Source organism: Chitinophaga oryziterrae (assembly GCF_009758125.1).
Classification (GTDB): domain Bacteria; phylum Bacteroidota; class Bacteroidia; order Chitinophagales; family Chitinophagaceae; genus Chitinophaga; species Chitinophaga oryziterrae.
The window spans coordinates 88,094-107,788 of the sequence record NZ_WRXO01000014.1 but is presented as its reverse complement, the minus strand read 5'-3'; the positions used below and the strand labels follow the sequence as shown (position 1 = coordinate 107,788).

The following is a 19,695-nucleotide window of genomic DNA, read 5'->3' as shown; positions in this document are numbered from 1 at the left end:
CAATAATCTCAGCCTGGAAACACAACGGAAAACGATAGACCAGTACAGTGAACGGAATAAAGTACCCATAGTAGCCTACTTTGGCGGTTCTCATGAAAGTGCCAAGACAGATGGCCGTAAAGAGTTCCAACGCATGCTGGACTATATCAAAAAGAACAAGGGGAAGGTCAGGTACATCTATGTCTACGCATTGGATAGATTTTCCCGTACCGGAGGGGCAGCTATCAAACTAAAAGATGATCTACGGGAAGAATACGGTGTATTGGTAGATGCAGTGACCCAACCAGCAGATACCAGTTCCCCAAGTGGTGTATTGCAACAGGATGTACAGCTCATTTTCAGCCACCATGATAACCAGATGCGCAGGCTAAGAGCCATCACCGGCATGAAGGCTAAATTTGAGAAAGGCATCTGGATTACCAGACCACCACAGGGGTATGACATTGTCCGGATAAATAATGAGCGAAAACTGGTTGTAAACGAAACAGGTAAAAAGCTCCGTAAAGCTTTTATGTGGAAGGCAGGCGGAATGAAAAACGAGGAGATCCTGGAAAAGTTAAAGACAATGGGAATCCCCATGTACAAACAACAACTTACCAAAATCTTTAAAAGACCCTTTTATTGTGGATTGATCAATCATGGATTGTTAGAGGGAGAGATCGTAGAAGGAACACATGAAAAGCTGGTCAGTCGGGAGGTCTTCTTAAAAGTCAATGACATTAACGAGCAAAATACTGGTTATGGCGTACCTCACAAAAAGGAACAGGACGAAGTGCCGCTAAAGGTATTTATCAAATGCGATGCCTGCAGCCAGCCTTTTACAGGCTATGTGGTGAAGTCAAAGAATCTCTGGTACTACAAATGCCGGACAACCGGCTGTAAATGCAATAAAAGCGCTAAAACCATGCATAATCTATTTGCCGACTTATTAAGTCAATACGAGGTAAGGGAAGAATTTGCGGAATCTCTGCAATTAGCAATGGTTGACAGCTACCATGAGATGACGAAGGAGAACACAGCACAACATAAAATCCTAAAACTCCAGCTGGCAGAAATAGAGAAAAAGCTAGACAATATAAAGGAGAAGTACTATGGACTCAATAAAATGAACGAGGAAGACTTTGATAAATTCTCTCTAAAATACAATGAGGAGCTGGAAGCAATTATGAAGGAACTTGAAAAAACGAACTGTAGCATTTCGAACCTCGAAGAAAAGATAGCATCTGCCATTAATCTATCCGCCAAACTAAGTACAGTATGGCATTCCAGCGATACCACTATGAAAGAGAAATTGCAAAAGCTGGTATTTCCTGATGGAATCGTCTATGATCGCAAAAAAGAGGCATTTCGAACCGGGAAAGTAAATGTGGTTTTCGCTCAGATGGCTTGCCTGCAAAAGAAACTAGCAGGCAAAGAAAAAGGGACAAATCATACTTGTGATGATTTGTCCCTCTTGGCGGAAAGGAAGGGATTCGAACCCTTGATACCTTGCGGTATACACGCTTTCCAGGCGAGCCAGATCAACCACTCCTGCACCTTTCCGGTTGTTGATTTTAATACGGGATTGCAAAAGTAACCTTTCCGGTCATATTTCCCAAATTATTCCCAATCGTGATTTATAGGCGTCAGTTCGCCGCGAAGAGATGTTTCGATCATGCTCCTTGTTGCTTCAGGATCAAGTCCCTGGCCTAATACGAACATCAGTTTGGTGACAGCCGCTTCGAAAGTCATGTCATGACCACTGATAACACCAATCTGCTGGAGAGGCTGACTGGTTTCATATTTGCCCAGTTCTACAGAACCACCATCACATTGCGTGATGTCTACTACCAGTACCCCCTTGTCGGTGACCTTTTTAAGGCTTTCTATGAACCAGGGTTGTGTGTTGGTGTTACCGCTACCAAATGCTTCGAGCACTACGCCACGCAGTCCGGGAACGCTAAGGATGGCTTCCACCGCTTTGCGGGTGATACCAGGGTACATTTTCAGAACAGTGACGTTGTCATCCAGCTGTTTGTGGACTTTCAACGGTTTGTCCGGAACGGGCAATACGAACTGGGTTTTGTATTTGATGTCTATGCCCGCTTCTGCCAGAGGAGGGTAATTCATGGAGTAGAAGGCTTCGAACTTTTCAGCGTTATATTTCTTGGAACGGTTACCACGGAAGAGTGCAAAGTCGAAATAAATACAGACCTCAGGGACTACCACCTGGCCATTGTGCCGGGTAGAAGCTATTTCCATTGCGGTGATAATGTTCTCTTTAGCGTCTGTGCGGATCTTCCCGATGGGCAGCTGTGAACCGGTAAGAATGACTGGTTTTGATAAGTTTTCCAGCATGAAGGAAAGGGCTGAGGCTGTGAACGACATGGTATCTGAACCATGCAGGATAACGAACCCATCATACCGGTCGTACCGGTCTTCGATGATAGAGGCCAGTTCCACCCATATCTCGGGTTGCATGTCTGAAGAGTCTATAGGCGGATTGAAGGCATATACGTAAAAGTCAATGCCCATGCGGTATAGCTCCGGCAGATTGTTACGTATTTCATTAAACCCGATGGGGCGTAAAGCCTTGGTCTTTTCGTCGTAGATCATCCCTACTGTGCCCCCTGTGTAGATAATAAGGATCTTACTCATTGCTGCTGTTCCAAATTGGCTGCAAATGTACCGCCTTAATGGTTAGTTAGTTTTAAATAATTTCAGTGCATTACTTGTAGTAATCGCAGCTATCTCTCCTATTGTTAGATTTTTTACATCTGCAATCCTTTCCCCTATCAATGGAATGTATGCACTTTCGTTTCGTTTACCGCGGTAAGGTACCGGCGCCAGATAAGGAGCATCCGTTTCAAGGATAACATATTGCAGGTCTATATGTTCTAATAATTTATCCAGTCCGGCCTTCTTAAATGTCACTACTCCGCCGATGCCTAAGTAGAAACCAAGGCCGATCACCTCTTTTGCCTGTTCCAAGGTACCTGAAAAACAGTGGAATACGCCGGATAATCGCCCGTCCTGCAGGGCTTTTACTTCGTCTATGCACTCACGGGTGCTTTCCCGGGCATGGATAGAAACCGGTAATTTATATTGGCGGGAGAGGTCCAGTTGTTCGCGGAAGGCCTTGTACTGCTGTACGGTATAGGTGGTATCGTGGTAAAAATCGAGGCCAATTTCCCCGATAGCCTTAAAAGGGCGTTTTTCCAGCCATTCCCGTACAATACTGAGCTCCGTGTCTACATTTTCGTTCACATAACAGGGATGTACGCCCATCATGGGATGGCAAACTCCGGGGAACTGAGCCTCCAGGGCAAGCATTCCGGTGATGGTGCTGCTATCTATGTTAGGTAATAATAACTGGTATACGCCGGCTGCCAGTGCGCGTTCCACCATTTCTGTCCTGTCTGTCGCAAATTCCTCCTCATACAGGTGTGCATGCGTATCAATCCATTGCATATTTAAATATTAAATTTTTTTATAGGATAAGTAAATATATTATATTTGTATAATTTTAATATTATTGTCAGCCCCGTACAAAAGTACGGCCGGAAAACCTCTTTTTAAACTATACTATTCTATGAGAAGCTACTTTTGCTTTAACCGTATCCTTGCGGGGGTAATAGCCCTGCTGTTAATGGCCACTATTTTTTACGCGTGTACAAAAACTACCAGCGATGTGGCTCCCTCTAATGCTAACGATAATTTATCCATTGGCGCTGCTGCTGATCAGGCATCAGTAAGTGGAATATATGACGATCTGTTCAGTGTTGCTGCAGAGATCAGTGAAAGTGAAGGCTTAAGCGAAACCGGCCGTATATCCGGTAAGCATGATCTGACCAATAAACTGGGTCAGTGTTACACTGCTGAAACCGATGACGTTACTATCGATCATTGGCCTAAGACAGTTACTGTAAGCTTCGGTACCGGTTGTGCTGATGCTTCCGGCCGCACCCGTGCAGGTATAGTTAAATTTATCTTTACCGGTTATTTCCGTTATCCGGGTGCCACCATTACTGTTCAACCAGTTACTTATACCGTGAATGGTATCAGTGTTACCGGTACAAAAGTGATTACCAATGTAGGTACCAACGATGCATATAAATATACTACACAGGTTAAAAATGGTATGATCAAACTGGATACTGTTTATATGACCTATGGCAGCAATATCACGATTACTCAAACAGCAGGTGCTGGTACTACAGATGTTTCTGATGATATCTATACCTTCTCTGGTTCTGATACCCTCACTTACCCGGGTGGTAATGTTGCTATCACTACTGTAAGTGATTCATCTGCATTGGAAAGAAAGTTTGATTGTGCGTGGATTGGTAAAGGAAAGGCAGTATTAACACTGAATTCTATTAAAGCTACCATCGATTATGGTAACGGGGTATGTGATGACTCTGCCAGTATCAGCATCGGAGATAAAGTTAAACGCATAGGATTACCTAAATAAGGTAATCTGATAAAAATAACTACCCAGGTTCAAATCACCGGAAAGCGCGAATGCCAGTACGGAGTTTGGAACCTGGGTTTTCTATTTCTAATAAGGAATGGCTTCCATTGCCAGTTTTTGTTTACTGAAATATTCCAATACCCTTGGCAAACAATATTCTAAGCGGTCCCATGCCTTCGTACTGTCGTGAAACACTATAATAGACCCCGCCTTTGCTTTAAATACCACGTTCTGCACACATTCCTCTCCCTTTATACTGGTATCAAAATCAGCGCTTAAAACGTCCCACATAATGATCTGTGCCCGGGGGATGAGTTTCTTTACCTGTTTTATCTGAAAGGGAGTGATCCTTCCATAGGGAGGTCTGAACAGGGGGGAATTGATATATTTACGGGCTTCCATCACATTTTCCATGTATTTATCAGTATTGGTCTTCCAGCCGTTCAGGTGGTTATGGGTATGATTACCGGTGGTATGTCCTTCTTCCAGGATCTGCTGATAAACATTGGGGTATTCTATTACGTTCTTACCTATACAAAAGAAAGTGCCTTTCGCATTATATTTTTTAAGCTGTTCCAGTATAAATGGAGTGGCAGTAGGGTGTGGGCCATCATCAAATGTGAGGTACACCGATGGTTTTGCCGGGGATAAATTCCAGGTACAGCTCTTATATATTGTTTTAAGAAGAGCAGGTGTTTTAGTAAGATAGAACATGGAATGAAGTTACAATATTTTACCTTTGCGCTTATGCAACAACAGAAAGTTCGGGTACGCTTTGCGCCCAGTCCAACCGGCGGACTGCACCTGGGTGGTGTACGCACGGTCTTATTCAATTATTTATTTGCAAAACAGCATGGTGGCGAATTCGTGCTGCGTATAGAGGATACTGATCAGGCCCGCTATGTGCCGGGTGCTGAAGAGTATATTATCGAGTGCCTGCGCTGGTGCGGTTTGAATGCAGACGAAGGTCCGCATATAGGAGGCCCGTTTGCCCCTTACAGACAGAGTGAGAGAAAAGAAACGTACCGCCAGTTTGCAGAACAGCTGGTAAAAAACGGGTACGCTTACTACGCCTTCGATACTACGGAAGAGCTGGAAGCGATGCGCGCTAAACTAAAAACACCAGAGAACCCCTCTCCGCAATATAATCATGCTGCGCGTTTGCAAATGCGTAACTCTATCAGTCTTTCTGCAGAAGAAACGGCTGCATTGCTGGAAAAAGGGACCCCTCATGTGATCCGTATAAAGATGCCGGCCAATGAGGAAGTAGGTTTTACCGATCTGATACGTGGTCATGTACAGTTTAATACGGATACTGTTGATGATAAGGTATTACTGAAAGCGGATGGTATGCCTACCTATCACCTTGCGGTTGTGGTGGATGATTACCAGATGAAGATCACACATGCTTTCCGTGGGGAAGAATGGCTGCCTTCTGCGCCGGTACATCTGCTGTTGTGGAAATACCTGGGATGGGAGTCCGATATGCCGGAATGGGCGCATCTGCCGCTGATCCTGAAGCCTGATGGCCATGGTAAACTGAGCAAACGTGATGGCGATCGTTTAGGCTTCCCGGTATATGCCATGAACTGGACAGATCCTAAGACAAATGAGATCACCAAAGGATTCAGAGAGATCGGATTCCTGCCGGAAGCATTCCTGAACATGCTGGTAATGTTGGGATGGAATGATGGTACAGGCAAGGAGATTTTCTCCATGCCTGAAATGATAGAACGTTTCTCTTTAGAGCGTGTTCATAAATCAGGCGCTAAGTTCGATTTCGAAAAAGCGAAGTGGTTCAATCATGAATACATTGTAGCTACCGATAATGATAAACTGGCGGAATTGTTCCTGCCTGTGCTGAAAGAGAAAGGGGAGAATGCCAGCCTGGAATATATTTCCAAAATAGCTGGAATGATCAAGGAACGTTGTCATTTTGTAAATGAGATATGGGACCATGGATTCTTCTTTTTCCAGCAGCCTAAGACATATGATGTTGCCGCAGTAAAACCTAAATGGAGTGCTGAGAAAACACAGTTCTTTATGGACTGGGCATCTGTGCTGGAAACAATGTCTGATTTTTCTTTAGAGACAATAGAAGAGAGTTTCAAGCAATTGGCGACTTCTATGAATATTAAAGTAGGAGAGCTGCAGTTGCCTTTCCGTATTATGTTGTGTGGCGGGAAGTTTGGACCTACGGTATTTAATATCGCAGAGACGCTGGGGAAACATGAGACGATAGAAAGAATAGTAAAAGGATTAGATGCGATTAATGCATAAATGAAAAAGTCCGGCAAGTGCCGGACTTTTTTTTACTTAATTCTTTTTCACTTCTTTCGCCCAGGCATCTTTCAATGTTACCGTTCTGTTGAAGATTGGTTTCTCCGGAGTGCTATCCGTATCTACACTAAAGTAACCTTTGCGTAAGAACTGTAAACGCTCACCGGGTTTGGCATTTACCAGTCCGGGTTCTATGAATGCATTTGGAATGATCTGTAAGGAATCAGGATTGATATACGATTTGAAATCACCTTCTTCACCATCTGGATTTTCTACATTAAACAAACGGTCATACAGCCTGATCTCCGCAGTAGCAGCATGTGCTGCACTTACCCAGTGAATCGTCCCTTTTACGGTTAATCCGCTGTTATCACCACCGCTTTTACTTTCGGGAAGATAAGTACAATAAATAGTTGTTATCTCTCCGTTCTCATCTTTATCAAAGCTCTCTCCTTTAATGATGTAAGCATTCTTTAAGCGTACTGCCAGGCCTGGTCCCAGTCGGAAGAATTTCTTAGGAGGATTCTCCATAAAATCTTCGCGCTCTATGTATAAAGTCCGGCTGAATGGCAACATACGGCGTCCTGCTTCGGGATCTTCCTGGTTATTTTCAGCAGATAACTCTTCTACCTGGTCTGCAGGATAGTTGGTGATGACCAGCTTCACAGGGTCCAGTACTGCCATTACACGATTGGCTGTTTTATTCAGCTCCTCACGGATACAGAATTCCAGCAGGCTTACATCGATCAGGTTATCACGTTTCTGTACGCCTATACGTTCGCAGAAAGTGCGGATACTGGCAGGTGTATAACCACGGCGGCGTAATCCGCTGATGGTAGGCATGCGGGGATCATCCCAGCCACTTACAAATTTACCCTGCACCAGTTGCAGCAACTTACGTTTACTCATGACAGTATACGTAAGGTTCAGCCTGGAGAATTCATACTGATGGGAAGGGAAGATGCCCAGTTGTTCTATAAACCAGTTATATAAAGGGCGATGTGGTATAAATTCCAGTGTACAGAAGGAGTGAGTGATCTTCTCTATGCTATCGCTTTGTCCGTGTGCAAAGTCGTACATCGGATAGATGCACCATTTATCACCGGCACGGTGATGGTGTGCATGCTTGATGCGATAGATAATGGGGTCGCGCATGTGCATGTTGGGAGATGCGAGGTCTACCTTTGCACGTAATACTTTTTCCCCGTCTTTGAACTCACCGTTACGCATACGCAGGAACAGGTCCAGGTTCTCATCTATACTGCGACTGCGGTATGGAGTAGGAGTACCCGGTGTTGTAGGCGTACCTTTTGACACAGCGATTTCATCTGCGGATGAGTCATCCACATAAGCCAGATCTTTCTTTATCAGTTGTACAGCAAATTCGTATATCTGTTCAAAATAGTCGGATGTATGTAGTTCCTGCGCCCATTGGAATCCCAGCCATTGGATGTCTTGTTTGATAGAATCCACATATTCGATGTCTTCCTTAACAGGATTGGTATCATCAAAGCGCAGGTTGGTCTGGCCATTGTATTTTTTTGCCAGTTCAAAGTTGAGGCAAATAGATTTGGCATGACCAATATGAAGGTATCCATTGGGTTCAGGAGGGAAGCGGGTAAGCACCCTGCCGTCATTAACACCGTTGGCAATATCTTCTTCTACGATCTGTTCCAGAAAATTCAGGGACTTTTCTTCACTCATATAGATTATATATTTCGGACGGCAAAGGTAGTAAAAAGTCCAGTAGTCCCCAGATTCATGGTCTGTGGGCTAAAAAATCCTAAATTACAGCCCTTAAGAACCCAAACGTTATGGAGAAACCCCTGAATCGCCCGGTGCGGGTATTGGTAGCTAAAGTGGGCCTGGATGGCCATGACAGAGGCGCTAAAGTGATAGCGGCAGCGTTGCGCGATGCCGGTATGGAAGTTATCTATACAGGTCTGCGGCAGACTCCCGATATGGTGGTGAATGCGGCCCTGCAGGAAGATGTGGACGCCATCGGTGTCAGTATCCTGTCTGGGGCACATATGACGGTATTTCCCCGTATCATGGCCCTGATGAAAGAGAAAAAGATGGATGATGTACTGCTGACAGGCGGGGGCATTATCCCGGAAACGGATATGAATGAACTGAATGAATTAGGCGTAGGAAGACTGTTCCCTCCCGGTACCCGGACAGAAGATATTGCCATTTATATCAGGGAATGGGTGGCGGCTCACAGGGATTTTTAAAATCTTTGTAACCTTTTCAGGGATTAGTCGTCTTTACAAGATATAATCATCCAATAACAGTTATGAAACTCTACCTATTGCCAGTATTACTGTGCCTGTTGCAGTTAACCGCCTTTTCACAGGATAAAACAGATTCCACGGTGACCATTACCGTGGAAGAAGATATTACTATTACCCATAATAACAGGTCTTACATGACCTGGGGTGGAGATGGTGCATTATTATCGTTCGGGAATATTAAATATGCGGGTGAAAGTGTCCATAACATTCCGCGTTTTACGTTATTCTTTAATGTCGGTAATAACTATAACTATGATATTGATAAGCATTTTGGCATTTTTACCGGTTTGAATATTAAAAATATAGGGTTAATTACTAAAGAAAATGACTCTGTAAAGTTGAAGCGCCGTGTATACACAGTAGGTATTCCACTGGGTATTAAAATAGGAGACCTCAGAGGTGGCACTTTCTTCTTTGCCGGTGGGTCTTATGACCTGGCTTTTAATTATAAAGAAAAAACGTTCCTGAACGGAGATAAAAGACACAAATTTAATGAGTGGTTCAGTAATCGTACACCTTTACTGATGCCTTCTGTGTTTGCAGGAATCCGTTTTTCTCCGGGTTTTGGATTGAAAGTGCAGTACTATCCTAATAACTTCTTCAACAGGGATTACAAACAGACCATTAATGGTGTAACGACCCAGCCTGCTAAAGATGTAGAATCCAAAATGTTCTTTGCAACGATCAGTTATGATTTTGGAAAAGAGATATCTCATCCTTCGGCCAAAGTACATTGGGAACGCAAGACCAAACATTGGGAAAAGAAATAAATAAAACATTTATAATCATCTGATCCGGCTTCTCGTGAGGCCGGATTTTTTGTTGAATAACATTGTCCTTTTTATGGCTTAAATTAGTCCTTCCAATAAAACCGCGTTACCATGTATCAGACTATTCGTACAGAACTCACCGATAATATTTTCTTCATTTACATTAACAGACCGGATAAGATGAATGCGCTGAATCAGCAGGTGATGACAGAGCTGGCGCTGGCTGTAGATGAGATATATACCAACAATGAGATCAAAAGCGCAGTTATTACCGGTACAGGGGAAAAGGCGTTTGTAGCAGGAGCTGATATTGGAGAATTCCTGACCGTATCAGCAGTACAGGGCGCTGAACTCGCTAAAAAGGGACATGTTGTTTTTAAACGTATAGAAGATAGTCCGAAGCCTATCATTGCAGCGGTAAATGGGTTTGCACTGGGTGGTGGTTGTGAACTGGCTATGGCCTGTCACTTCCGTATTGCATCTGCCAATGCGAAGTTTGGTCAGCCGGAAGTGAACCTCGGACTGATTCCTGGTTATGGGGGTACACAGCGGCTTACTGCCTTGATTGGCAAGGGGAAGGCGATGGAACTGATGATGACAGGAGATCAGATCAATGCCATGGATGCACTCGGCTGGGGACTGGTGAATCATGTAGTTGCCCTGGATGAACTGATTTTCAAGGCAAAAGAGATATTGGCAAAGATCCATGCAAAGGGACCGCTGGCCATTGCCAGGGTCATTAAATGTGCCAATGCCGCACTGGATAAGGATATAGATGGTTATGAACTGGAGATAGAAGAGTTTGGGGCCTGCTTTGCCACAAAGGACATGCAGGAAGGTGCAGAAGCATTCGTACAAAAAAGGCACGCGAAATTTATAGGAGAATAGCTAGGTTTGTACCGCAAAAAATTAAGTATATGGAATATAGAATAGAGAAAGACACGATGGGCGAAGTGAAAGTGCCGGTAGACGCTTACTATGGTGCTCAGACACAACGATCTATCGATAATTTCAAGATTGCCCAGGATATTAACAGGATGCCTAAAGAGATTATCAAGGCATTTGCTTACCTGAAAAAGGCTGCTGCACTTACTAACCTGGATGCAGGTGTACTGTCTGCAGAAAAGGCGACCCTGATAGGTAAAGCCTGCGACGAAATTCTTGCCGGTAAACTGGACGACCAGTTCCCGCTGGTGGTATGGCAGACCGGTTCCGGTACACAGTCCAACATGAACGTAAATGAAGTGGTAGCTTACCGCGCTCACGTGATCAATGGCGGACAGCTTTCTGATAAAGAAAAAGTGATACACCCTAATGACGATGTGAATAAATCACAGTCATCCAACGATACTTTCCCTACTGCTATGCATATTGCGGCGTATAAAATGCTGGTGGAAGTAACCATTCCCGGCATTACCAAACTCCGTGATACACTGGCTGCAAAGGCGGTTGAATTCAAACATATAGTAAAGATCGGCCGTACCCATTTTATGGACGCTACGCCGTTAACACTGGGTCAGGAAATCAGTGGATATGTATCCCAACTGAACCATGGTCTGAAAGCGATCAACAATACACTGGAACACCTGAGCGAACTGGCTTTGGGTGGTACTGCGGTTGGTACCGGTATCAACACGCCAAAAGGATATTCTGAGAATGTAGCGCAGAAGATTGCGGAGTTAACAGGACTTCCTTTTATTACTGCTGAGAATAAGTTTGAAGCGCTGGCGGCTCACGATGCTATCGTGGAAGCTCATGGTGCGTTGAAGACCGTAGCAGTGAGCCTGATGAAAATAGCGAACGATATCCGTATGCTGAGTTCCGGTCCACGTTCAGGTATCGGAGAAATCCATATTCCTGATAATGAGCCAGGATCTTCCATCATGCCGGGTAAGGTGAACCCTACTCAGTGTGAGGCGCTGACTATGATCGTTGCACAGGTACTGGGGAATGATGTTGCGATTAATATTGGTGGTGCTACCGGTCACTTTGAACTGAACGTGTTCAAGCCGGTGATGATCTTCAACTTCCTGCATTCTGCACGCCTGATAGGTGATGGTTGCGTGAGCTTTAATGATAAATGTGCAGTAGGTATTGCGCCTATCGAAGCAAATATCAAGAAGCACGTTGATAATTCACTGATGCTGGTAACGGCGCTGAATACAAAGATCGGCTACTATAAAGCTGCTGAAATTGCACAGACTGCGCATAAAGAAGGAACTACCCTGAAAGAAATGGCGGTTAAACTGGGTTATGTAAAACCTGAAGAATTTGATGCCTGGGTGAATCCGATCGATATGGTGGGAGAGATTAAATAAGAGATTTGATTTTGGGGTGCAGGGCTTCGCCCTGCGAAACCTCTTCAATTTTTAGAAAAGTTATAAAAGAGAACAGCCCCGGAAATTTCCGGGGCTGTTCTCTTTTTATTGTATGTGATGAACGAGTGTTGTAATGATGGTACGGAGACTTAGTAAGATGATCAGTATTCCTACCATGATCATCATCGGTTTGCGTTTGATCTTCCTTACCAGCAAGGCTGCAAAAGGAGATGCGATCACGCCCCCGATGATAAGACCTATAATAACCGGCCAGCCGGTAATAGCGCCAAACAGGAGGAAAGTACCCGCACTGGCAAAAGAGATAAAGAATTCAGCTGCATTTACAGAGCCGATAGTATAATGAACGGTACGTCCTTTACTTAATAAGGTAGAAGTAACGATTGGGCCCCATCCGCCGCCACCGATAGCATCCATGAAACCACCAAACAGCGCCAGGAACCCCAGTCTTTTTGTTTTGCTTTTAGCTTTCTTTGCCTGGAATGCTTTGCGGAGAACGATGATACCTAATACCAGCAGGTAAGCACTCATGTATGGCTTGATAAACTCCCCATCTATTTTTTTAGAGAGAAGATAAGCGCCTGTTACAGACCCAATGATACCCGGTATTAAAAGATATAAAAAGAGTTTCTTGTTTACATTACCGAAACGGAAGTGAGAGATACCGGAGGCTCCGGTAGTGAATACCTCTGCTACGTGTACACTTGCACTGGCAATAGCCGGAGGAATGCCAAGTCCCAGCAGCAGGGAAGTAGAAGTAGCTCCGTAAGCCATGCCCAGGGCGCCGTCTACCATCTGGGCCGCTAATCCCACACAGATATAAAACAGTACTTCCCTGGTAAAGAGGGAAGCGGTAAAATCATAAATGCGCGTATGGGTAGCATCAGAAGTATTGTAGTAATACAGGATACCTGCACCCGCTAACACCGCCACGGCGATAAGTGCTATCAATACCCACAGGGCAGGTTTCTTACGGTTCTCTTCGTTCACCAGGTTGATAAGGACCTCCTGGCGAGCTTCTGTAGCCGTCTGTCTCTCAATCTTCTCTATTACCTCGTTATGCGACATGTATTAATATTATGTAGTCTAGTCTATAGATATTATAGACTAAGGTAGGGTGAATAACTTGGATATCCAAATGGAAAGAAAAAAAGAGAGCGGCTGCTCTCTTTTTTTCTTTATCTGTTGAATGGAAGATCGTAAGTAATTGCCAGATAGTAGAGACCTTTTATGGTAGGACCGCCTACGTACTGGAAGTAAGAGGAGTTAAAGATATTGGAACCACCCACTTTTACTGAAGTATGAAGCTTTGGTAATCCGTAAGTTACCTGGGCATCTACTGTGCTATAGGCAGGTACATCACCATTACCAAAGAGGTTCTGCCAGTAGAAATTATCCTGCCAGTGCCATACTACGTTGAAACCAACATTTTTAACTATCTGCCTGTTACCGATGCTCACATTTGTAAACCATTTTGGTGTGTTAAAACCAGGGATCAATGCATCATCTTTGGTTTTATCCTGTGCCAGTGTGTTATAGTTGGCGTTACCGCTAATGGTAAATGTTTTGTAGAAGTTGTATGTTAAGCCCAGTGCAAAGCCATAGTTCTCAACAGTAGACTTACTGTTTGTCCATACACGGTAGCGGTTCTGGTATTGTTTATCATACATCTGGTCCAGTACGGCCTGTGTTTTATCGTTCACATTACCTGTTTGTGGAACCGCTACTTCAACCTGTCCTATGAAATGCTTATAAGAGTTGTAATAACCGTCGATATCAACAAATAATTTGTTATCAAACAATACGCTCTTATAGCCTGCTTCGAATGAATGGATCTGTTCAGGAACGATAGGGTCCAGGTTAGCTACTTTCAGGATACCTGCATTTGCCACCTCTGCCTGTGCGCGGGTGACAGAAGGATCTGCATTGGTAGCTTTGTTAACGGCCGTAGTAAATGCTGTAGCGCTGGAAGTAAGGAAAGAGTTCTTGAAATAACCCAGTCCCTGTTCAATAAATGCCAATCCACCTACACGTCTTACGCCACCGTTATTAACAAAGGAGTAAGCTTCAAACAGGGAAGGGAAACGGAAACCGTTCTGCCAGGAAGCCCTGAAATTATGACGCTGGTTAGGCGTAGTGAATACCGCAGCTATGCGAGGGTTGAATTTGCCCTCAAACTGCTGGCTCTTATCATAACGAAGGGAACCTGTCAGTTTTAGCTGGTCGTGCAGGAAGAGTTTACCCAGTTGAACGAATCCGCCTACTTTCCCGTACCAGATGTTTTTACCTCCCGGTGTATTACGATCTGCCAATGCTTTTGTGAAGTCTACGAAGTTGTTACCGTCTGGTATGATTTCGTAGGTACGGTAGTCTGCACCGGTCAGTACGTCCATGAAATGAATGTATTTACGCAGGTTCCAGGTACCTTCCACATGATAGAAGTGGCTCATTTGCAGCAGCGCAGCGCCCCCGCTCTTGTTGGTGCTGTCTTTGGAAGTAGGGTAGATATCCCAGTCGTTGATGCTTTTGATCTTGGCCAGTTGTCTGTTGAATTCCGGCGTACCGGGAGTCCAGCGGCCATTATCAGCAGCGGCACGTGCAGCACGATGTGCTGCCGCAATGTCTTCACCGCTGGTCAGTGCATTGTTGAGGGCAGTGGTATAATCCTTCTGCCACACTTTATCTGTTTTGAAGGATTTTTCCAGGTTGTCTGCCAGTGGGTTCATATTATATGAGTCTCCTGTATTTTCCAGGGACACATAAGAGCGCAGGGTGAAATCTTCTCCTACCAGTTCCAGTTTATGGTTCTGTACCAGTACGTTTTTCAGACCGATACGGTTACCACGCTGGAAGAAACCGTCCATTTGTCCTACCCTGTAAGCGTATGATGCTTCCAGTTTAGGTTTTATTTTATAATGGAGAGATCCGTCGAATTTGATATTCTTTACGGTGTAATCACCTACCAGGTCTTTTTCCCAGTAGCCGGTGCGGGATACATTGTAAGATTTCCCGTTTTTATCTGTGATAGGGAAAGTGCTCTGATCCGCATATTTATTCCAGGCATCATTAGCTACGTTGTTAGCGCCCACCAATGTTGGAAAGTCGGGGTTGGCTTTGGTGCCGGGGTTAAAGTCCTGGTGACTATCCGCATACCAGTCGGTCCCCTGCATATAAGAGAAATTCACTTTAAATGCCCAGTGGCTGTTGATGGCCTGTGCATAACGAACGGCCGTTTCAGTGATGGGTTTGGGAGAACTGCCGCCCCCATCAAAGTGGTTGAAGGCCAGTTTCTGGTATACGCTTACACCCTGGTACTGAAAAGGGTTCTTGGTGATAAGGTTAGACATCCCGTTGATAGCGTTCATCCCGTAGAGGGCAGAAGAGGCACCGGGAGTTACTTCTATGCTTAGGATATCCAGTTCCGTGGGCCCTATGGCATTACCTAATGGAACGCCCAGCGTTGCTGCCTGGTTGTCTACCCCGTCTATCAGCTGCATAAAGCGGAAGTTATTGGGTACATTAAAACCGCGGGTGTTGAAGACTTTGAAGGTAAGGCCGCCTGTGGTCATCTGTACGCCTTTGAGGTTACCGATGGCATCGTAGAAAGAAGCTGCCGGTGTTTCTTTTAAAGCACGGACGTCCAGCTTTTCAATGGCTACGGGCGACTTTAACAGCTTTTCCGTCTGACGGGAAGCGGATACCACCACTTCATTCACCAGCAGGGATTGTGTCACCATCTGGATCTGCAAACGGCTGCTGCTGTTCTTTACTTCAAACTCCTGGGGTTGATAACCCAGCAGGCGTACTATTATTTTCAACGGAAATTTAGTGTTGGCCGTGATCTCAAAGTGACCGGTACTATCAGTAAAGGCTCCAAAGGAAGTTCCTTTGATCTGTACAGATGCGCCACCCAGCTGTTCGTTCTTGTCGCCGGTGATCCTTCCCCCGATAATATAAGAACCGTTTAGCTGGGCCTGTACCAGTAATGGTAATAGCAGGGTCAGCAGAAACAGGTATGATATACGTATAGGAAGCTTAATTATGTTCATATAAAGTCTGGATAAGAATTGAGTGAAATTGGTTGTCACAGGGGCGAAGCGCTATTTGTTACAACAACATCGTATAATAAAAGTGTTCATTACTCATTTTATTGGTGGTCATAATTATACAATTCTATTAGTCTATAGAATTTGTGGACAAATGTAATAAGGGAATTTTATCTTTCAAAGAAAACGTTAAAATAATGGCAATAAAAAAGGCTTTCAGGTGGTTTAATACCTGAAAGCCAATAATATAAGAGGGAGATACTTACTTAGTAACGGGTAGCTGTTCCTGTGCCGCCAATTTCTCGTGGTGTTTGCCAAAGAAACGTTTCTGGAATACCAGGATGGAGATTACGCCTACAGAGATAGCCGCATCAGCTACGTTAAAGATGGGGCGGAAGAAAATAAAGTAGTCGCCGCCTTTAAAAGGGACCCACTTAGGCAGATAGCCTTCATAGATGGGGAAATACAGCATATCTACCACATTACCATGCAGAAAGGTGCCATAACCACCACCTGGTGGCAGGAATTTAGCTACTTCATAATAATTGGTGGCGGAAAAGATCAGTCCGTAGAACATACTGTCTATCAGGTTACCGGCAGCACCGGCCAGGATCAGGGAACCGCAGATAAGCAGTCCTGTGCCGTAACCCTGTGTTACCAGCTTCTTCATATAGCGGAAGCCTAATACTACAGCGGCAAGGCGGAAAAGAGTCAGGACTACTTTACCGGCGTCGCCGCCAAATTTCATTCCGTAAGCCATACCGTCATTTTCAATGAAATGAATGCGGAACCAGTTAGGGAAAATGTTGAATTCCTGGTTAAAGTTCATGTGGGTTTTGATCCAAAACTTCAAAGCCTGGTCTATAACCAGCACCAGCACTACTATCCAGATTACGTGACGATATTTCAAAGGAATAAATTTTGTTAAAAGTACTAATAATGTGCAAAATCGTAATTTCTGGTCATTCCTGGAAATATACCCGCTTCACACGCTGAGAAATTCCTGTTAATATTTCGTAAGGGATGGTTTCTGCCCAATCAGCCAACTGCTGCACCGGCAATCCTTCCCCGAAAACAATTACTTCATCTCCTTCGGCTACATCCGGGATATGGGTGACGTCCAGCATCAGCATATCCATGGCCACTATACCTGCTACGGGAGCTAACTGCCCTCGTACCAGCATTTTACCTACGCCATTACTGAGGCGGCGGGGATATCCGTCGGCATAACCGATGCGTACGGTCGCTGTAACAGAAGGTCCTTTGGCCACCCATTTACCACCATAACCTACTGTTTCACCTGTTTCCAGGTGTTTTATCTGGGCGACGGTCGTTTTGAGGGTACTTACAGGACGCAGTTGCATTTCATTGCTGCTGTCTATGCCATACATACCTATGCCCAGGCGAACCATGTCCAGCTGCAAATTGGGATGGCGCAGGATAGCAGAACTGTTTGAAATATGCCGGATTACCGCATTGCCAAGTGCTTTCTGCAGTTCATGGCTCATCTCAAAGAACAACTCTCCCTGTAGTTTGGTGAAGAGGTCTTTTGAAGGGTCTTCACTGGCTGCCAGGTGACTGAATACAGATTTTACTTTCAGGTATTCATTGTCCGTGAGCCGTAATGCCAGCTCGGGAATATCTTTTTTCTCAAAGCCCAGGCGGTGCATGCCTGTATCCAGTTTAATATGGATAGGGAAATTGGTTTTACCGGAGATGATCACTTCTTCTTCGAACTGTTGTAACAGGTGAAGAGAATAGATCTCTGGTTCCAGGTTCCATTGCAGGATGGCATCAAAGGAACTGGGTTCCGGGTTCATAACCATGATAGGCATGGTGATGCCGGTCCGTCTCAGTTCAACGCCTTCGTCTGCATAAGCTACGGCCAGGTAATCAATGCCGTGGAACTGTAACAGGTTGGCTATTTCGAAGCTGCCGCTGCCATAAGAAAAGGCTTTTACCATGGCCATTACTTTGGTAGATGGCTGGAGTAATGCCTGGTATTGTTTGATATTATGGGAAACCGCACTGAGATTAATTTCCAGTATGGTCTGATGTACTTTTTGTTCCAGGAGTTTGCCGATGCGTTCGAATTCGAAGATACGGGCGCCTTTCAGCAGGATGGTTTCATGCTGGAAATCCTGGGAGTTGAAGCTTTGTATAAACTCTTCTGTGGTGAGGTAAAACTGGCTTTTCAGGTCGGTGATCTGCTGGAAGCTCTTTTTCTCTCTACCTATATTTTTACCGATACCAATCAGTTTATTGATGCCTTTTTGCTGCAGCAGGCTGGCTACTTCTTCATAAAGAGTGGCATCACTCTTACCACTTTGCAGGATATCACTGAGGATCACTGTAAGAGTAGGGTGCTGATGCTGTTGTTGTAAGAAGTCGAGCGCTATAGTGAGAGAACCGAGGTCGGAGTTATAACTGTCGTTGATGATAGAGCAGTTATTGATCCCCTGTTTCAGTTCCAAACGCATAGCGATATTGCCTAACTGGTCCATGCGTTGCTGGATGACGGCCTGGTCCATACCGAGGTGGATCATCAGCGCCCAGCAGTGAATGGCGTTCTCAATAGAACCTTCATCCACAAAAGGAATAGTGATATGTAACGGCTCTGTTTTATAGAGGGCATCTATACGGGCCTGGTTATTATTTTTATCTACAGCGATGATACGCAGGTCTGCATCTGTTTTGCGTGACCAGGTAAATAACTGTAATCCTCCTTCATGATTATCTTTTTTCCCTACTACATTATGAAAGGCATTTACGCATTCGTTGAGGGCCAGGTAATCTTTGGAATAGATGAGCAGGTCACTTTTGGAAAACAGTACCAGCTTTTCGTTGATCTTCTGACGGATGTTGAGGAAGCCTTCGCTATGTGCTTCGCCGATGTTGGTAAAGATGCCGATGGTAGGGCGGATGATCTTTTCCAGGTGTTCCATTTCTCCGGGCTGGGAGATACCCGCCTCAAAAATGGCCAGTGTATGTTCCGGCTTCATCTGCCATACAGACAAAGGAACGCCTATCTGCGAGTTGTAACTTTTTGGACTGCGAACGATGTTGTAGTCTTTTTCCAGCAGTTGGTACAGCCATTCTTTTACAACGGTTTTACCGTTACTGCCGGTAATACCGATCACGGGTATGTGAAAATGCTGGCGGTGAAAAGCTACCAGTGCATGTAATGCGTTCATGGTATCCTTTACCAGTATGATATTGGCTTTAGGGAATTTACCCGGTTCCAGGGGCTCACTTACAACGAAATTACTCACACCTTTTTCGTACACCTCTTCCATGTACTGATGAGCATTCCGGCGGTTGCTAACCAATGGAATAAAAAGAGATGTTTCCGGAAAAGTCAGTTTGCGACTATCCAGCAAAATGTGTTCAATCTCCGGATTACCCGTATGCTGTAATAATTCACCTTTCAGCACCTTGCTGATACTTTCTGCGTTGTACACTAATGAATCTTTTTTTTGCTGCTTATTTTAATGTTCCCTGATACAAGATTGGGCA

At 44.7% G+C, this 19,695-nt stretch carries 14 protein-coding genes, 1 tRNA gene and 1 pseudogene; 7 read left to right on the top strand and 9 right to left on the bottom strand.

Annotated features, from left to right (window positions below; translation table 11 throughout):
• Positions 1 to 13: 13 nt before the first annotated feature.
• A pseudogene (locus GO495_RS32795) lies at positions 14 to 721 on the top strand (recombinase family protein); the annotation flags it as partial.
• A gap of 733 nt (positions 722 to 1,454) precedes the next feature.
• Here the strand turns inward: GO495_RS32795 and GO495_RS30750 are convergent.
• The 3 genes from GO495_RS30750 to GO495_RS30740 form a co-directional block, all read right to left on the bottom strand.
• Positions 1,455 to 1,542: transfer RNA gene (locus GO495_RS30750), tRNA-Ser, on the bottom strand.
• Positions 1,543 to 1,599: 57 nt separating this feature from the next.
• The gene (locus GO495_RS30745) at positions 1,600 to 2,637 is read right to left on the bottom strand and encodes an asparaginase (RefSeq protein WP_157303787.1); all 1,038 of its coding nucleotides are present in this window, start codon (positions 2,635 to 2,637) and stop codon (positions 1,600 to 1,602) included.
• A 42-nt stretch (positions 2,638 to 2,679) separates the two neighbouring features.
• A complete protein-coding gene (locus GO495_RS30740) occupies positions 2,680 to 3,450 on the bottom strand; it encodes a TatD family hydrolase (RefSeq protein WP_157303786.1) in 771 nt (256 codons plus the stop codon).
• Positions 3,451 to 3,571: 121 nt separating this feature from the next.
• On the opposite strand from GO495_RS30740, the gene GO495_RS30735 reads away from it, so the two are divergent.
• A complete protein-coding gene (locus GO495_RS30735) occupies positions 3,572 to 4,453 on the top strand; it encodes a hypothetical protein (RefSeq protein ID WP_157303785.1) in 882 nt (293 codons plus the stop codon).
• 87 nt (positions 4,454 to 4,540) lie between these two features.
• Here the strand turns inward: GO495_RS30735 and GO495_RS30730 are convergent, their stop codons facing one another.
• A complete protein-coding gene (locus tag GO495_RS30730; protein ID WP_157303784.1) occupies positions 4,541 to 5,167 on the bottom strand; it encodes a polysaccharide deacetylase family protein in 627 nt (208 codons plus the stop codon).
• Positions 5,168 to 5,200: 33 nt separating this feature from the next.
• On the opposite strand from GO495_RS30730, the gene gltX reads away from it, so the two are divergent.
• Positions 5,201 to 6,733, top strand: coding sequence for a glutamate--tRNA ligase (gene gltX, locus GO495_RS30725; RefSeq protein ID WP_157303783.1), 1,533 nt, complete (start codon positions 5,201 to 5,203; stop codon positions 6,731 to 6,733).
• A gap of 36 nt (positions 6,734 to 6,769) precedes the next feature.
• Here the strand turns inward: gltX and GO495_RS30720 are convergent, their stop codons facing one another.
• On the bottom strand, positions 6,770 to 8,437 hold the full coding sequence (locus GO495_RS30720) for a glutamine--tRNA ligase/YqeY domain fusion protein (RefSeq protein ID WP_157303782.1): 1,668 nt from the start codon (positions 8,435 to 8,437) through the stop codon (positions 6,770 to 6,772).
• 110 nt (positions 8,438 to 8,547) lie between these two features.
• Between GO495_RS30720 and GO495_RS30715 the strand changes: the two genes are divergently transcribed.
• The 4 genes from GO495_RS30715 to fumC all read left to right on the top strand — a co-directional run bounded on the left by GO495_RS30715 (position 8,548) and on the right by fumC (position 12,115).
• Positions 8,548 to 8,967 (top strand): cobalamin B12-binding domain-containing protein, encoded by a 420-nt coding sequence (locus tag GO495_RS30715; RefSeq protein WP_157303781.1) that lies wholly within the window; start codon positions 8,548 to 8,550, stop codon positions 8,965 to 8,967.
• A gap of 62 nt (positions 8,968 to 9,029) precedes the next feature.
• A complete protein-coding gene (locus GO495_RS30710; protein ID WP_205691363.1) occupies positions 9,030 to 9,797 on the top strand; it encodes a porin family protein in 768 nt (255 codons plus the stop codon).
• 111 nt (positions 9,798 to 9,908) lie between these two features.
• Positions 9,909 to 10,685 (top strand): enoyl-CoA hydratase/isomerase family protein, encoded by a 777-nt coding sequence (locus GO495_RS30705; protein WP_157303780.1) that lies wholly within the window; start codon positions 9,909 to 9,911, stop codon positions 10,683 to 10,685.
• Between the two features lie 29 nt (positions 10,686 to 10,714).
• Positions 10,715 to 12,115 carry a class II fumarate hydratase gene (gene fumC, locus GO495_RS30700; protein WP_157303779.1) on the top strand — a complete coding sequence of 467 codons (1,401 nt, stop codon included), beginning with the start codon at positions 10,715 to 10,717 and terminating at the stop codon, positions 12,113 to 12,115.
• Positions 12,116 to 12,220: 105 nt separating this feature from the next.
• Here fumC and GO495_RS30695 read toward each other — a convergent pair whose 3' ends face one another.
• The 4 genes from GO495_RS30695 to GO495_RS30680 form a co-directional block, all read right to left on the bottom strand.
• Entirely contained in the window at positions 12,221 to 13,201 is a 981-nt protein-coding gene (locus GO495_RS30695) for a sulfite exporter TauE/SafE family protein (RefSeq protein WP_157303778.1), read from the bottom strand.
• A 110-nt stretch (positions 13,202 to 13,311) separates the two neighbouring features.
• Positions 13,312 to 16,182 carry a TonB-dependent receptor gene (locus GO495_RS30690; RefSeq protein ID WP_157303777.1) on the bottom strand — a complete coding sequence of 957 codons (2,871 nt, stop codon included), beginning with the start codon at positions 16,180 to 16,182 and terminating at the stop codon, positions 13,312 to 13,314.
• 259 nt (positions 16,183 to 16,441) lie between these two features.
• Entirely contained in the window at positions 16,442 to 17,089 is a 648-nt protein-coding gene (locus GO495_RS30685; RefSeq protein ID WP_157303776.1) for a lipoprotein signal peptidase, read from the bottom strand.
• 52 nt (positions 17,090 to 17,141) lie between these two features.
• Positions 17,142 to 19,640 carry a bifunctional UDP-N-acetylmuramoyl-tripeptide:D-alanyl-D-alanine ligase/alanine racemase gene (locus GO495_RS30680; RefSeq protein WP_338075494.1) on the bottom strand — a complete coding sequence of 833 codons (2,499 nt, stop codon included), beginning with the start codon at positions 19,638 to 19,640 and terminating at the stop codon, positions 17,142 to 17,144.
• Positions 19,641 to 19,695: the final 55 nt, after the last annotated feature.

What these genes read in the sequence shown, in the direction of transcription:
- GO495_RS30745 (WP_157303787.1), bottom strand. Translation starts at nt 2,637, where the DNA reads ATGAGTAAGATCCTTATTATCTACACAGGGGGCACAGTAGGGATGATC.
- GO495_RS30740 (WP_157303786.1), bottom strand. Translation starts at nt 3,450, where the DNA reads ATGCAATGGATTGATACGCATGCACACCTGTATGAGGAGGAATTTGCG.
- GO495_RS30735 (WP_157303785.1), top strand. Translation starts at nt 3,572, where the DNA reads ATGAGAAGCTACTTTTGCTTTAACCGTATCCTTGCGGGGGTAATAGCC.
- GO495_RS30730 (WP_157303784.1), bottom strand. Translation starts at nt 5,167, where the DNA reads ATGTTCTATCTTACTAAAACACCTGCTCTTCTTAAAACAATATATAAG.
- gltX (WP_157303783.1), top strand. Translation starts at nt 5,201, where the DNA reads ATGCAACAACAGAAAGTTCGGGTACGCTTTGCGCCCAGTCCAACCGGC.
- GO495_RS30720 (WP_157303782.1), bottom strand. Translation starts at nt 8,437, where the DNA reads ATGAGTGAAGAAAAGTCCCTGAATTTTCTGGAACAGATCGTAGAAGAA.
- GO495_RS30715 (WP_157303781.1), top strand. Translation starts at nt 8,548, where the DNA reads ATGGAGAAACCCCTGAATCGCCCGGTGCGGGTATTGGTAGCTAAAGTG.
- GO495_RS30710 (WP_205691363.1), top strand. Translation starts at nt 9,030, where the DNA reads ATGAAACTCTACCTATTGCCAGTATTACTGTGCCTGTTGCAGTTAACC.
- GO495_RS30705 (WP_157303780.1), top strand. Translation starts at nt 9,909, where the DNA reads ATGTATCAGACTATTCGTACAGAACTCACCGATAATATTTTCTTCATT.
- fumC (WP_157303779.1), top strand. Translation starts at nt 10,715, where the DNA reads ATGGAATATAGAATAGAGAAAGACACGATGGGCGAAGTGAAAGTGCCG.
- GO495_RS30695 (WP_157303778.1), bottom strand. Translation starts at nt 13,201, where the DNA reads ATGTCGCATAACGAGGTAATAGAGAAGATTGAGAGACAGACGGCTACA.
- GO495_RS30690 (WP_157303777.1), bottom strand. Translation starts at nt 16,182, where the DNA reads ATGAACATAATTAAGCTTCCTATACGTATATCATACCTGTTTCTGCTG.